Genomic DNA, 13,963 nt, shown 5'->3' with positions numbered 1-13,963 from the left:
CACCTCCCTTCCCGTTGAAGGCGAGCGATGGCAGACAGCGATTCCGGGTCGGCGGGCGAGGGCGGTCAGGGCGAACTCGCCGCCTACCGGCTGCGCCGCGAACGCGAGCTGAGCAGCCTGTATGCCACGGCCCGCTCGCTGACCGTGCTGGGCAAGGTCGACGAGGTGCTGCCGTCGATCGTCCGGGAGGCGCACGAGCTGATCGGCAGCGACTTCGTCTATCTCTCGCTCCGCGACACTGGCGGCGCGCTCGCGCTCAGCGCGGCGGCCGGCACCATCTCGTCGGAGTTCTCCTCCGCGCGCATGCCCGCCGGGGCCGGGCTCGGCGGCTGGGTGATCGAGACCCGGGCGCCCGTCTGGGTCAGCGACTACCGCCACGCCGACGGCTTCCACCGCGACCCCGTCTTCGACCGGCTCGTCTCCGACGAGGGGCTCGTGGCACTGCTCGGCGTACCCCTCCTGGTCGGTGACCGCGTGATCGGCGTCCTCTTCGCCGCCGACCGCACCGAGCGCCCCTTCGAGAAGGACGAGGTCGCCCTCCTCAGCGCCTTCGCCGACCATGCCGCGATCGCGCTCAACAATGCCCGGCTGTACGACGAGAGCCGGGTGGCACTCCAGCGGCTCCAGGACGCCTACCGCGTCATTGAGGACCAGGTCGCCACGATGGAACGGGCCGCCGCCGTGCACGAAGCGCTGACCCATGTGGTGCTGACCGGGGGCGGGCCGGGGGACATCGCGCAGTCGTTGGTCGACCACCTGGAGGGCGTGGTCACCATCCGGAACCGGGACGACGAGGTCGTGGCCACGCGATCCTGCGGGGCGGCGGCGGTAGGTGAAGACGCGCGCCTGGAAGGGGAGTTGCTGGCGGAAGCGCGCCGGACCGGCCGGTGCGTCCACGGCGAGGGTGCCGACGGCACGGTCCTCAGCGTGGCCGCCATCCAGGCCGGGGGCAGCCACCTCGGCTCCCTGTCGCTGAGGCGGCGGGCGGCCACGGAATCGGCGGACGTCCGGATGCTGGAGCGGTCGGCCCAGATCACGGGCCTGCTCGCGCTGCTGCGGGACGCCCGAGTGGAGGCCGAGGAGCGGGTACGGGGCGAGCTGCTCATGGAACTGCTGTCCCACCCGCCGCTCCAGCCCGTCCACCCGGCACTGCGTGACCGGGCGCTCGCGCGGGGCGTCGACGTGGACCGGCTCGACGTACTGGTCACGGCCGACTGCCCCGACCGGTCCACCGCCGACGTCGTCCGCGAACTCCACGCCTCATCAGCGGAGTTGTCCGGCCTCGCGGGCGAATACCTGGGCCGGGCGACGATGCTGCTCCGCGCCGACGACCCCGAGGCCGCGGTACGCACGCTGCACCAACGGCTGCGCCGCAGGCTCGGTACGCCGGTGCTCGTGGTCGCCGACCGGATCACCGGGCACGACCCCGCCCACTCCTACACGCTGGCCGTCCGCTGCCTGGACGTCATGCGCAGCCTCGGCGAGACCGACCGGGGCGCCACGACACGGCGGTACGCGATGTACGGGCTCGTCTTCGACCCCCGGCGCGCACAGGAGTTGGAGGGGTTCGTCACCGACTCCCTCGGCCCCCTTCTCGACTACGACCAGCGCCGCTCGACCGATCTCGTGAGTACCGTCGCCGCCTACTTCGCCCACTCCGGGAATCTCAGCCGGACCGCCCACGCCCTCCATGTGCACACCAACACCCTCCTGAAGCGCCTGGACCGCATCACGGCCCTCCTCGGCGACGACTGGCGCTCGGCGGACTCCGCGCTGTGGCTCCATCTGGCGGTGCGACTGCACCAGTTGAGGGCGGTGCTGGACGGGCCGGGTTAGGTCAGGGCATCGCGGTCGCGCAGGGCCAGCAGGGTCCAGCCGTGGCCGGACGGGTCGAGGGGCCTGGTCGCGGCGGTGAAGAGTTCCGCCGCCCGGCGGTAGGAAAGGCGGCCACGGCCGGTCACCGGGCAGCGGTCGGCCGGGGGCGTGGTGGCGGGGGCCCGGCGGGCGGTGACGAACACCGGGCCCGCGGTGCGGCCGGCGAGGAGGAGGGGGAGGAGTCGGGCTGTGCCCTCGCCCCAGCTCAGGCGGGTTGTCGTGCTGGGTCTGGTGCGGCGGGCTGCGAGGTCCAAGTGGTCGATGTTGAGGGCGAGTACGTGTTCCACGGGGGCTCGGGACTCGTGGAGGAAGTACCAGAGGGTCAGCTCCCGGAGGGGAGCTTGTAGGGCCAGGGCGGCTCGGGCGCAGTTCGGGGGCCGGGGTGGGGCTGGTGCGGGTGGCTGGGCCAGGTCGAGGGCCGGGTCTGTGGTGATCCAGCCCTGGGCCAGCCACCATGCTGTGGCTGCGCGGAGGCAGGCCAACTCGCGGATGAGTGTGCTCGGTTGTGCGGTCGTGGAGCGGTCGGTCAGTCCTCGGCGCAGGCGTTCCGGGGTGTCCGGGTCGGCCAGGGCGGCGAGGGGGACGGCCGGAGGGTGGGCGCCTCTGCGGTCGCGGCCGGTGGGAGTGCGCCGGTCGACCAGGGGCCAGGCCCAGCCGAGCAGGGAGATGCGGTAGATGCGGCGGGATGCGGGGCCGAGGCCCGCGGCGGCCAGGTAGCGGTCGACGGCGGCGCCGTATTCGACTGGGGCCGTACTCATATTGCTCACCCGCAGTAAATAAGTGCTATGGGGACCTTCAAGGGTTTCGGTGACTGACCATACCATCAGGCGTGTTGCAGTAAACGGTGCCTATTTACTGCGTCAATTCGCTTCGACAGAAGCTTTTTCAGAAAGCGGCGGCATTTCTTCGCGAAATCCCTTGCGGTGAATTGTTCGGCGGAGGCAAAGTGCGGATTCATGACACTCGGTACTCACCGGCTGCGTGTGCTGCGGCATGCCCGGTTCCGGCGCTTCCTGCTGGGGCAGACCACCTCGCTGCTCGGCTCGGGGATGAACACGATCGCCACGACTTTCGCCGTGCTGCGGCTTCCCGATGGAGGGGTGAATGCCGTCGGCGGGGTGATGGCGGCGCGGATTCTCGCGGTACTGGTCGTGCTGCTGCTCGGGGGTGTGTTCACCGACCGCCTTGGGGCCCGTACGGTCATGCTGGCGGCGGACGCGCTCCGGTTCGGATCGCAGGCTGTGCTGGCTCTGCTGTTGCTCACCGGCAGTGCGCGCATCTGGGAAGTCGTTGCGCTGGCGGTGCTCCTCGGGGTGGGCGAGGGAGGGTTCATGCCGGGGCTGTCGGCGCTGGTTCCCGGTCTTGTCCCGGAGGGGGAACTCGCCTCTGCAAACGCCCTGTTGGGGATGGCTCGGCCGGTGGCCACGATCGTGGGGCCGGGGCTCGCCGGACTGCTGGTCGCCGCCTTCGATGCGGGGACGGTGGTGGCGGTCGATGCGGTGAGCTACGGCGTGAGTGTCGTGGCGCTGGTGGGGTTGCCGGTGGTGCGGGCCCAGGCTCCGGGGCTGGGGTTGTTCAGTGAACTCGGTCGGGGCTGGCGGGAGTTCACCTCACGCACCTGGCTGTGGGTCACGACTCTCCACATCGGCCTCTTCAACTTCCTTCTCTGGGCGCCGTTCCTGGTGCTCGGGCCGTCCATCGCCGAGCAGCGGCTCGGTGGGGCGAGGGCGTGGGGGTTGGTGCTGGCGTTGGAGGGCATCGGGGCGATCGTCGGCGGGGTGCTGTTGCTCGGCCGGAATCCCAGGCGGGGGCTGACCTGGTCCGTTGCCGCGTCTGTGGGATGGGCGGTTCCCGTGGCCGCGCTGGCCATGGGGTTGCCGCTCGCGTGGGTGGCGGGCGCCGCCTTCTTCGCGGGGATCGGTGCGGCCGTGTGCACCACCCTCGCGGCGACCGTCATCCAGCGGGACATCCCGGCCGAGGTGCGGGGACGTATCAGCGCGTTCGACAGTCTGGGTGCCTTCGCCCTGGGACCCCTCGGGCTGGCGCTCGCCGGGCCGGTGTCGGGAGTCGTCGGCGCCGAGCGGCTGTTGGGGTTCGGGGTGCTGTGGCAGGTGACGGCGGTGGGGGTGGTGCTGGCGGTGCCGTCGGTACGGAGGCATGGGGCAACTCCGCAGGTGGCGGCACGAGTTGCGGTCCACTGACCGTCCGCCGACAGCAACGCCTACCTGTCGGCCGGCTATAGCCTGTCCGACGACGGTTTGTGGGTCACCCAGAGGAGTTCCGCGGGCCAGCGGTGTGCCCAGTCGGGTGGGTCGGTCTTGTTGTAGCCGTTGAGGGTCTCGGGGTCGGGGCGCGGCTCTATGAGGTCATCGATGACGAGGCTCGCGCCGCGCAGGACCCTGACCCAGTCGCCGTAGGTGAGTTGGTAGCTGGTCGCGCCGTCGCCCTCGGCGATGGTGTCCAGCGCGAAGTAGTCCTGCTGGAGCGTCGTGGTCACGCGGGCGGCGGCTTCGTCGTAGCAGGCTTCGAACCATGGGCTGGCGACGTTGAACACCAGGCGGCCGCCCCGGCGCAGGACGCGTGCGGCCTGTGGGACGGCCAGGTGCGGGGGCGCCCAACTGAGTCCGCCGAAGTCGCAGAACACCAGGTCGAAGGTGTCGGCGGCGAAGGGGAGTTGTTCGGCGGTGCCTTGGACCAGCGGGTAGCGGTCCGCTCCCATCGCGCGGGCAGCCGCGCCGAGTTGAGCCTCGGACAGGTCAAGCCCGACCACGTCCGCGCCCTCGGCGGCGAGTGCCCTGGACCACTGGCCGGCGCCGCAGCCGAGTTCGAGGACGCGTTTGCCGGTGACGTCGCCCAAGGCTCGCAGGTGTGCGTCGGGGATGGAGTACATGCCCCACAGCCGGGGTGCGGCGCCGATCTGCGGGTCGTGCTCGTGCTGGTAGGCGCCGCTGATCCGGTTCCAGAGCCGCCGGTTGGCGGGGATGCTGTCCACGGGCCGACTCCAGCACTGCCCGCCGGGGGCGGTCAACACGATTAGGGCACTGGCCGCCACCCCGGCCCATGAAGCACCGCACCAAGTGGACCCGTGCTGGGCCCACTTGGCGCGGGACAGAACTACTCGCCCAGCGGCTTGTTCAGTACCGCCTTGCGGTGGCTGAAGGTGTCGAGGGAGTAGCGGCCGTGATAATTGCCCATGCCGCTCTCGCCGACGCCGCCGAAGGGGAGGTCGGAGACGGTGAGGTGGGCGAGGGGGAGACCGTTGCCGAGGCCGCCGGAGGAGGTCTCGGCGGCGATGCGGTCGCGGGTGGTGTCGGAGTCGGTGAAGACGTACAGCGCGAGGGGCTTGTCGCGGTCGTTGATGAAGTCCACCGCCGCGTCCAGGTCCGGCACGGTGACGATCGGGAGGATGGGCCCGAAGATCTCCTCCTGCATCACCGGCGCGTCCGGCATGACGTCGGCCAGTACGGTCGGCGCGATGTACTTGTCCGTACGGTCGCTGCCCCCGCCGACCGCCACCCGGCCGGAGTCCAGCAGGCCGGAAAGCCGGTCGAAGTGGCGCTCGTTGATGATGCGGCCGTACTCCGGGGAGGCCGCCGGGTCGGTGCCGTAGATGCCCTCGACCGCGCGGACGAGCGCCGCCTCCAGCGCGGGGGCGGTCGCCGGGTCGGTGAGGACGTAGTCGGGGGCGACGCAGGTCTGCCCCGCGTTGAGGAACTTGCCGCGCGCCAGCCGGTCGGCGACCACGTCGAGGTCGGTGTCCCGGTCGACGAACGCCGGTGACTTGCCGCCGAGTTCGAGCGTGACCGGGGTGAGGTGCTCGGCCGCTGCGCGCATGACGACACGCCCCACCGTGCCGTTGCCGGTGTAGAAGATGTGGTCGAAGCGCTGGGCCAGCAGGGCCGTCGTCTCCGGGATGCCGCCCTCGACCACGGCGACCGCGTCGGTGTCGAGGTAGGCCGGGATCAGCTCGGCCAGCGCGGCCGAGGTCGCCGGAGCCAGCTCGCTCGGCTTCGCCACGACCGCGTTGCCCGACGCGAGGGCGCCGACCACGGGGGCGAGGAGGAGCTGGGCCGGGTAGTTCCAGGGGGCGATGACCAGGACGACGCCGAGCGGGTCGTACTGCGTCCAGGCCGTGGCGTCGGCGCCGAGGTAGGCGGGGACCGGGGCCGGCTCGGGGCGCAGCCACTCGTCCAGGTGCTCCAGGGTGTGGTCGATCTCCCGGATGGTGAAGTCGATCTCCGTACGGTGCGCCTCGGTGGCGCTCTTGCCCAGGTCGGCGTGGAGGGCGGCGGCGAGGTCGTCCCCATGCTCGGTCAGCATCGCGCGCAGCCGGCGCAACTGCTCCTTGCGCCACTCGACGGACTTGGTCCGCCCGGTACGGAACGTGCCGCGCAGCCGGGCCACGGTGTCGGCGGCCTGCTCGGTGGGGGAGTGGTTCACGGGTGCCTCGCATCGTCGACGATCAGATGTAAACACCAACCTTTCAGAGGGTGGAACAAATTCCGTGGATTGCCCGGAATGACGTAGATCACGGCGTGTACGCGAAAGGGCCGCCCCGGACTGCTCCGGGACGGCCCCACGAGTGACTCAGGAAGTGGTCAGGTTGATCACGCGGTGGTCGGACAGCGTGCCGTCCACGACCCGGCACGTGTACGTGGGCCCCTGCGGACCGAAGATGTAGTCGATCTTGTTGTTGCCGTCCGTGGGCGCGCCGGTGTGCGGCGAGGACGGGGTCGGCTGCCCGCACTCCTGGTGACCGGGGTAGAGGGCGCTGAGGTAATCGACGTCGTTCTGGGTGGTGTTGAGGTCACCGCCGTAGTAGGTGGTGTAGCCCTTCTCCGCCAGACCGTCGACGGTCGTGCGCATCGCCTGGGCCTGCTTCGGCCGGACGAGGTTATTCGGGTCGGTGTCGTCGCCCTGAGGCTTGCCGTTCGCATCCGTGTACGGGCCGCTGCTGAAGTGCGCGTTGCAGTACGCGGAGCCCTCGGCCGGCATGATCGCGCAGAGCATCGGTCGCTGCTCCTTGCGAGGCTTGGCCGGGTCGACCGGCGACGGAAGCACGGTGCCCTGGTACCACGTGTTGCTGTCGGGGACGGCCAGGGCGATGCCGAAGGAACCCCGGCCGGCACCGCCTTCGGTGTTGTCGCATTCCTTCTGTGCCTGGACGGTCGTGTCCGCGACGTTGTAGTACGTCGGCATGAAGCGCACGTCCATCGGACCGGCCCAGCTCTCGAGCGCCAGCTCCAGGGGTTTGGCCGCCTTCTCGCAGATCTCCTGGAAGAAGATCGCGTCGGGGCGCCGGGTGCCCATGGCCTGGTGGAGCGCGTTCGACACGTTGGTGGCCACGGTCGTGGGCGTGGCCTTGTCGAGGGAGCAGCCCCCGTTGTTGTTGGCGCAGACGTTCCACGAGACGACGTCACGCGCGACCGGCGCCTGGGCGGTGGGCGCGGGGACGGGACCGGTGGAACCCTGCCCGCCTACCTTCTCCAGGGTGAAGCGCTCCCAGGATCCGAGGTCGTCGGGGCTGGCGGGCTGCGCGGTACGGGCCCGCAGCAGGCCCTTGTCCGGGTAGGTGCCCAGCTCTGCCGCGACATACTTGCCGTTGGAAGCCAGCAGGCCGAATGCGCCTTTGGACAGGGGCTTCAGGGTGAAGCGCTCCCAGGCCCCGATCGTCGTCGCCCGAGTCCGGAGCAGGGAGGCGCTGGCGTCGTCCTCGGTCGTGACGTAGTTGCCGGTCGCCTCGGAGCGGAAGCTCACCTTGCTGCCGAAGCCCTCGTCACTCCCCTCCCTGATCCAGTCGGTGTGCAGCGTGAACTGCTCAGCGGTGCCGGGTGTGGTGGCGGTCAGGTTGGCCCTGAGCTTGGTGTCGCCGTTGGCCCCGGCGGAGACGGTCACGTAGTGATCGGCCACCTTCAGTGCCCACCTCTGGCCCGCCGACGACGGAGGTACCGGGGGGTCGGCCGCGGCGGACGGCGCGGCCAGTGCCACGACGGTGCCGAGCGCGGTGAGAACCGCCGCCGACAGGAGCCGTATTCGTTTCAGCATGGGTGATCCCTCGTGAAGACACCGCGCCGGTGCGCGGATGTGAACGCGAGGTGAAGTGAACCATGATCCAGACCGGCAGGGCATGGACATGCCTTACCGGCCGTTTCCCGGTCTAACCGGCCCTGGCGGGTCAGGTGTCCGACCCCAGCCCCACGTCCAGCCCGTCCGTCTCCGTCCAGAACCGTTCGTCCGCGTCCTGGAGGCGGGAGGCGGCGTGGTGGAGGTGGAGGCGGGCCGCGGACTGGGCGGCTTGGGGGTCGTGGGACTCGATGGCGGAGAGGATGGCGTGGTGTTCCTGGCGGACGGCTTCGAGGAAGTCGGTGCGGCGGGCCTCGTTGGCGCGGGTGACGCGGATGCCGCCGCGGGCTACCTCGCCGAGGTAGTGGACCGTCTGGAGGAGGACCGGGTTGCCGGTGGACTCGGCGATGGTGCGGTGGAAGGCGAGGTCCTCGTCCACGCCGTCGCCGTCGGCGGCGACCGCCGTGTCCAGCGCGGCCAGCGCGCGGCGCATCCGGGCGATGTCGTCCGGCGTGGCACGGGTCGCGGCCAGGGCCGCCGCCTCGCCCTCCAGGGCCGCGCGGACCTCGACGATCTGGAGCACCTTGGACTTGGTGCCGGGGGACTCGCCCTCCAGGTCGAGCGGCCGGGTGCGCCGGGGCAGGACGAAGACGCCGAGGCCCTGGCGCGGCTCGACCAGGCCCGCGTTGCGCAGCCGGGACACCGCCTCGCGGACGACCGTACGGCTCACGCCGAGCTGCTTGACCAGCGCGACCTCGGTCGGCAGTCTGTCGCCCTCGGCGAGCCGCCCGGACTCGATCTCCTCCGCGAGTATCGCGGCGACCCGGTCCGCGAGCCGTATCGGACCGCTCACCTTGGAAAACATGCTTTTCAGTCTATCGACCGGCGTTCTGCGGCCCCGCCCCGAGCGCGGTGACGGCGGTCACCGCGTCGGCATGGTCGGCCAGGTACTCCCGGAGCACCGACTCGAAGTCCGGGTCGGCGGCCAGTCCGAGCGTGGCGGCGCGCGCGTTGTCGAAGTCGGCCGGCCAGGACCCCACGATGGCCTCGACGGCGGGGTCGGGCGCGACGGTCACGAGGTTCGCCACGGCGTCTCCGGCCACCCGGCGAAGGGTGTGGAGCATGTCCGAGACCGAGACCGTCAGCGCGGGCAGGTTGACCGGGAGCCGGCCGTCGAGCTGACCGGGCCCCTCGCCCCGCTCCAGCTCCGCGACCCGGAGGATGCCCGTGACCGTGCGCCGGGGCGAGGCCAGGGCCACCCGCAGGCCGGGGTCGACGGGGGAGACGGCCGGCAACCCCGCCAGTGGCTCCCGGACGACACCGGACAGGAACCCGGACGCGGCGGCATTCGGCCGCCCCGGCCGCACCGACACGGTCATCAGCCGGGCCACCCGCCCGTCCACGAACCCCTTTCGCGTGTACTCGGCGACGAGCTGCTCGCAGACGAACTTCTGCACCCCGTAACTGGACCGAGGGGTCGGCAGCGTGGCCTCGCTGACCACCTCGGGCAGCGGCAGCGCCGGGTCCGAGCCGTACACCGCGACACTGCTGGAGAACAGCAGCCGTACGACCGGGCCTCCGGCGGCCGCCTGGGCACGGGCCGCTTCGAGCAGGGCGCGGGTGGTGTCCACGTTGGTCGCCATGCCGAGGTCGAAGTCGGCCTCGCACTCGGCCGACACCGCGGACGCCAGATGGATCACCGCGTCCACCGGCTCGGCGAACAACTCGCCCAGCCGGTCGGTGAGATCACCCCGGACCACCTCCACCAGCGGGTCGGCGGCGAGCGGCGACGCATCCGGTACGAACAGGTCGGCCAGCACCAGCCGGTCCACGCGTACGCCGTCGAACGTCCGTGTCTCCAGCAGCCGTTCGGCCACCTGGCGGCCCAGAAAGCCGAAGCCACCGGTGATGACGATCCTCATGCGTGTGCTCCTCGGTAGTCGCGCAGCCAGCCGAGCCCCTCGCTCGTCCCGGCACGGGGGCGGTACTCGCAGCCGACCCACCCCTCGAAGGCCAACTCGTCGATCACGTCGAAGAGATGGCCGATGTTCAGCTCGCCCGCGTCGGGCTCCTGCCGGTCGGGCACGCCCGCGATCTGGAGATGTCCGACCCGGCCGGTCGGCAGGTCCCGGCGCAGGGCCGTGGTGAGGTCGCCCTCGGTGATCTGGCAGTGGTAGAGGTCCAGTTGGACTTTGAGGTTGTCGGCGCCCAACTCCCGTACGACAGCGTGTGCTTCGGCCTGCCGGTTCAGGAAGTACCCCGGCGTGTCACGGTGGTTGATCGGCTCGATCAGCAGGTCCACCCCGGCCGCCCCGGCCCGCTCGGCGGCCCACGCGAGGTTGCCGAGATAGGTCTCGCGGGCCGCGCCGGACGGCAGCAGCCCCGCCATCACATGCACCCGCGGACAGTCCAGCGCGGCCGCGTACTCCAGCGCCCGCTCGATCCCGGCCCGCGTCTCCGCCTCCCGGCCCGGCAGCGCGGCCGTACCGCGCTCACCCGCGTCCCAGTCGCCGGGCGGAGCGTTGAACAGCACCTGCCGCAGGCCGTGTTCGTCCAGCAGGCGGCGCAGTTCGGCGGGGTCGTACGCGTACGGGAAGAGGTACTCGACGGCCTCGAAGCCGTCCGCGGCGGCCGCGGCGAAGCGGGCCGGGAAGGGATGCTCGGTGTACATCATGGACAGGTTCGCTGCGAACCTCGGCATGGTCACTCCCATGACGCCGGTGCGGCGCCGGTCAGCGGTTGACGACGTCCTTCTTGGTGGTCAGTACGGCGGCGGCACCCACGACGAGGCTGAACGCCAGCACGTACATCGGTATGGACGCCGAACCGGTGCTGTCCTTCAGCGCGCCGATCATGTACGGGCTGGCGAAACCGGCCAGGTTGCCGACCGAGTTGATCAGGGCGAGCCCGGCCGCGGCCGCCGTACCGCCCAGGAAGGCGGTGGGCAGGGACCAGAACAGCGGGGCGCAGGTCAATACGCCGGCCGCCGCGAAGGACAGGGCGATCAGGGACAGCACGGTCGAGCCGGACCAGGAGGCGGCCAGCGTGAAGCCGACGGCGCCCATGAGGCTCGGGACCACCAGATGCCAGCGGCGCTCCCGGCGCCGGTCGGCCGAGCGGCCGAACAGGTTCATCGCGACCAGCGCGGCCAGGAACGGCACCGAACTCAGCACACCGATGGCCAGGTTGCCCTTGATGCCGGTCGACTCCACGAAGGTCGGCATCCAGAACGTCAGCGCGTACTGGCCCATGATGAAGCAGAAGTAGATGAGGCTCATCAGCCACACCTTGGGGTCGCGGAAGCCGTCCCAGACCTTGCCGTGCACGGTCCGGTGTGCCGCGTCCTCGGCGAGCGCCCGCTCCACGACGGCCTTCTCCTCGTCGCTGAGCCACTTCGCATCCCGCACCCCGTTGTCCAGGTAGAACAGCGTGGCCACTCCGACCGCGAGGGCCGGCAGCGCCTCCAGCGCGAACATCCACTGCCACCCCTGCCAGCCGCCCGTGCCGTGGAAGGTGTCCAGAATCCAGCCGGAGAGCGGGTTGCCGAAGATGCCCGCCACGGGGATCGCCGACATGAACATCGCGATGACGCGGGCCCGGCGGTGGGACGGGAACCAGTAGGTGCAGTACAGGATGACACCGGGGTAGAACCCGGCCTCGGCCGCGCCGAGCAGGAAGCGGAGCACGTAGAACGTCGTCTCGTCGGTGACGAAGACGAACGCCGCCGAGACCACGCCCCAACTGATCATGATCCGGGCTATCCAGGTGCGGGCGCCCACCCGCTGGAGCAGCAGGTTCGACGGGACCTCGAAGAGGAAGTACCCGATGAAGAACAGCCCGGCGCCGAGGCCGTACGACGCCTCGCTGAACCCCAGGTCGGCGGACATCTGGAGCTTGGCGAAACCCACGTTGACGCGGTCGAGGTAGGAGACGACATAACAGAGGACGAGGAAGGGGACGATGCGCCGGACGACCTTGCGGAAGACGGCGTTCTCGCGGGTGAGGTCGGCTTCGGCGGCGACCGTGGGGAGGGACATGGCGAATCCTTTGAGCGGCTCAGGGGGATTCTCGGGACGGGGGATCGGGGTTCACCAGCGGGCGCCGAACACGGAGCGCAGTTCGGCGAGTTCGGGTTCCGCGAGCGGTGCGGGCCTGCGCTCGGTGAGCAGCCACAGGCGTGCCGTCTCCTCGAGTTCTTCGAGGACGGCGAGGGCGGAGGCCGCGTCGGGCCCCCAGACGACCGGGCCCAGCCGGTCGAGCAGCACGGCCCGGATCGGCGTACCGCGCGCGGCGCGTTCGGCGATGCGGGCGGTCACCAGCTCGGCCACGCGCGGGTCGCCGGGCCGGTGGTAGGGGACGAGCGGGACGTGCCCGACCTTCATCACGTAGTACGGGGTGATCGGCGGGAGCACGTCGTCCGCGCGCCACACCCCGGCCAGGGTCAGCCCGACCAGGTGCGTGGAGTGGGTGTGGACGATGAAGCGGGCGGTGGGGTCGGCGGCGTAGATACGGCGGTGCAGGGTGAGGGTCTTGCTGGCCCGGTCGCCGGTGACTCGCACGCCCTCGGCGTCGACGAGGGCCAGCCGGTCGGGTTCGAGGAAGCCCAGGGCCGCGTCGGTCGGGGTGATCAGGTGGGAGTCACCGATCCGGGCGCTGATGTTGCCCGCGCTGGCATGGACGTAGCCCCGCGCGAACAGGCTCGTGCCCACCCGGACGATCTCGCGCCGGGCCTCCTCCACCAGCTCACTCATGCCGGCTCCAGCAGGGTGAACGCGGCGGAGAAGAAGCCGGGACCGCCGAAGTTGCCGGATTTCAGGGCCAGATGGACTGGCGATCCGTCGGGCAAAGTCGCCGCGCACCACGGCACACCGGGGTCGATCTGCGGGCCGATGCGGAGCCCGGTGATGCCGAGCGCCTGCACGACCGCGCCCGAGGTCTCGCCCCCGGCGACGACGAGCTGCCGCACCCCGCGCGCCACGAGCCCCCGCGCCACCTCGGCCAGAGTCCGTTCCACCAGCTCACCGGCCTCGGCGGCACCGATCCTGCGCTGCACTCCGCGCACTGCCTCGGGGGCTTCCGTGGAGTAGATCAGCACCGGCCCGTCGGTCAGGTGGGCCTCGGCGAAGGCCAGCGCCGACCCGGCCACGTCCTCACCGGCCGCGATGCGCAGGGGGTCCACGCTGAACGCGGGGCGCCCGGTGTCGAGGAAGGCGCGGACCTGGCGGTTCGTGGCCGTGGAGACCGAGCCGGAGACGATGGCCCGGTGTCCGAAGGGGGTCGGCAACTCGGCTGCCGAGGAGGAGGGTTGCAGACCCCAGTTCGCCGGAAGCCCGATGGCCAGCCCCGAACCGGCCGTCACCAGCGGCAGATCCCGCACCGCCTCGCCCAGTCGCACCAGGTCGTCGTTGGAGACCGCGTCCACGATCGCGAACGCGACTCCCTGGGAACGGAGTTCAGCGATGCGGGACCGCACCGCGTCCGCACCCGATGCGACAACCGTGTGGTCGACGAGCCCCACAGGCCGCGTCGTCTGCGCGCCCAGCACCTCGACCAGGTTGGAGTCGGTCATCGGCGTCAGCGGATGGTCCCGCATGCCGCTCTCGCTCAACAGCACGTCCTCCACGAAGAGATGACCCTTGAACACGGTGCGCCCGTTGTCCGGGAACGCCGGGGTGGCCACCGTGAAGTCGGTGCCCAGCGCGTCCATCAGGGCCTCGGCGACGGGCCCGATGTTCCCGGCCGGGGTCGAGTCAAAGGTCGAGCAGTACTTGAAGTAGACCTGCTCGGCCCCCGCGCCCCGGAGCCACGCCAGCGCGCGCAGAGAGGCGTCGATCGCCTCCGCGACGGGCACGGTACGGGACTTGAGCGCGATCACCACCGCATCCGCGTCCCCCACGAGGCCGTACCCGCCGTCCTCGGGGACGTCGATGAGCTGGACCACGCGCATCCCCGCGCGTACGAGGTTGTTCGCCAGGTCCGTGGCGCCGGTGAAGTCGTCGGCGATGGCGCCGAGCCGGATTCCCAT

General features: G+C 71.1%; 12 protein-coding genes. 2 read left to right on the top strand and 10 right to left on the bottom strand.

The window, feature by feature from the left end:
• Window positions 1-27: 27 nt before the first annotated feature.
• Entirely contained in the window at window positions 28-1,836 is a 1,809-nt protein-coding gene (locus tag E5083_RS09205; protein ID WP_135785094.1) for a helix-turn-helix domain-containing protein, read from the top strand.
• On the opposite strand, the gene E5083_RS09200 is transcribed toward E5083_RS09205, so the two are convergent.
• Window positions 1,833-2,633: a hypothetical protein gene (locus E5083_RS09200; protein ID WP_135785093.1), complete on the bottom strand. Its 801-nt coding sequence runs from the start codon at window positions 2,631-2,633 to the stop codon at window positions 1,833-1,835. The two genes, E5083_RS09205 and E5083_RS09200, sit on opposite strands and share 4 nt — an antisense overlap.
• Window positions 2,634-2,858: 225 nt before the next feature.
• Between E5083_RS09200 and E5083_RS09195 the strand changes: the two genes are divergently transcribed.
• A complete protein-coding gene (locus E5083_RS09195; protein ID WP_244317438.1) occupies window positions 2,859-4,076 on the top strand; it encodes an MFS transporter in 1,218 nt (405 codons plus the stop codon).
• A 35-nt stretch (window positions 4,077-4,111) separates the two neighbouring features.
• Here E5083_RS09195 and E5083_RS09190 read toward each other — a convergent pair whose 3' ends face one another.
• From E5083_RS09190 to otnK, 9 genes are all read right to left on the bottom strand, one after another.
• A complete protein-coding gene (locus E5083_RS09190; protein WP_135785091.1) occupies window positions 4,112-4,867 on the bottom strand; it encodes a class I SAM-dependent methyltransferase in 756 nt (251 codons plus the stop codon).
• A gap of 122 nt (window positions 4,868-4,989) precedes the next feature.
• On the bottom strand, window positions 4,990-6,315 hold the full coding sequence (locus tag E5083_RS09185; protein WP_135785090.1) for an aldehyde dehydrogenase family protein: 1,326 nt from the start codon (window positions 6,313-6,315) through the stop codon (window positions 4,990-4,992).
• Between the two features lie 147 nt (window positions 6,316-6,462).
• A complete protein-coding gene (locus E5083_RS09180; protein WP_135785089.1) occupies window positions 6,463-7,920 on the bottom strand; it encodes a fascin domain-containing protein in 1,458 nt (485 codons plus the stop codon).
• A gap of 130 nt (window positions 7,921-8,050) precedes the next feature.
• Window positions 8,051-8,803: a FadR/GntR family transcriptional regulator gene (locus E5083_RS09175; RefSeq protein ID WP_135785088.1), complete on the bottom strand. Its 753-nt coding sequence runs from the start codon at window positions 8,801-8,803 to the stop codon at window positions 8,051-8,053.
• 10 nt (window positions 8,804-8,813) lie between these two features.
• Window positions 8,814-9,860, bottom strand: a complete 1,047-nt coding sequence (denD, locus tag E5083_RS09170; protein WP_135785087.1) for a D-erythronate dehydrogenase — start codon at window positions 9,858-9,860, stop codon at window positions 8,814-8,816.
• Window positions 9,857-10,639, bottom strand: coding sequence for a 2-oxo-tetronate isomerase (gene otnI / locus E5083_RS09165; RefSeq protein WP_135785086.1), 783 nt, complete (start codon window positions 10,637-10,639; stop codon window positions 9,857-9,859). Before otnI ends, denD begins: the two co-directional genes overlap by 4 nt.
• 31 nt (window positions 10,640-10,670) lie before the next feature.
• On the bottom strand, window positions 10,671-11,975 hold the full coding sequence (locus tag E5083_RS09160; protein ID WP_135785085.1) for an MFS transporter: 1,305 nt from the start codon (window positions 11,973-11,975) through the stop codon (window positions 10,671-10,673).
• A 51-nt stretch (window positions 11,976-12,026) separates the two neighbouring features.
• A complete protein-coding gene (locus E5083_RS09155; protein WP_135785084.1) occupies window positions 12,027-12,689 on the bottom strand; it encodes a class II aldolase/adducin family protein in 663 nt (220 codons plus the stop codon).
• Window positions 12,686-13,963 (bottom strand): 3-oxo-tetronate kinase, encoded by a 1,278-nt coding sequence (gene otnK, locus E5083_RS09150; protein WP_135785288.1) that lies wholly within the window; start codon window positions 13,961-13,963, stop codon window positions 12,686-12,688. The genes E5083_RS09155 and otnK overlap by 4 nt, the downstream gene beginning before the upstream one ends.

It is taken from the genome of Streptomyces bauhiniae, from assembly GCF_004784475.1.
Taxonomy (GTDB): Bacteria; Actinomycetota; Actinomycetes; order Streptomycetales; family Streptomycetaceae; genus Streptomyces; species Streptomyces seoulensis.
The sequence above is the reverse complement of the archived record's forward strand: the minus strand, read 5'-3'. Positions and strand labels throughout refer to the sequence as shown.

What these genes read in the sequence shown, in the direction of transcription:
- E5083_RS09205 (WP_135785094.1), top strand. Translation starts at nt 28, where the DNA reads ATGGCAGACAGCGATTCCGGGTCGGCGGGCGAGGGCGGTCAGGGCGAA.
- E5083_RS09200 (WP_135785093.1), bottom strand. Translation starts at nt 2,633, where the DNA reads ATGAGTACGGCCCCAGTCGAATACGGCGCCGCCGTCGACCGCTACCTG.
- E5083_RS09180 (WP_135785089.1), bottom strand. Translation starts at nt 7,920, where the DNA reads ATGCTGAAACGAATACGGCTCCTGTCGGCGGCGGTTCTCACCGCGCTC.
- E5083_RS09175 (WP_135785088.1), bottom strand. Translation starts at nt 8,803, where the DNA reads ATGTTTTCCAAGGTGAGCGGTCCGATACGGCTCGCGGACCGGGTCGCC.
- denD (WP_135785087.1), bottom strand. Translation starts at nt 9,860, where the DNA reads ATGAGGATCGTCATCACCGGTGGCTTCGGCTTTCTGGGCCGCCAGGTG.
- otnI (WP_135785086.1), bottom strand. Translation starts at nt 10,639, where the DNA reads ATGCCGAGGTTCGCAGCGAACCTGTCCATGATGTACACCGAGCATCCC.
- E5083_RS09160 (WP_135785085.1), bottom strand. Translation starts at nt 11,975, where the DNA reads ATGTCCCTCCCCACGGTCGCCGCCGAAGCCGACCTCACCCGCGAGAAC.
- E5083_RS09155 (WP_135785084.1), bottom strand. Translation starts at nt 12,689, where the DNA reads ATGAGTGAGCTGGTGGAGGAGGCCCGGCGCGAGATCGTCCGGGTGGGC.
- otnK (WP_135785288.1), bottom strand. Translation starts at nt 13,963, where the DNA reads ATGGGAATCCGGCTCGGCGCCATCGCCGACGACTTCACCGGCGCCACG.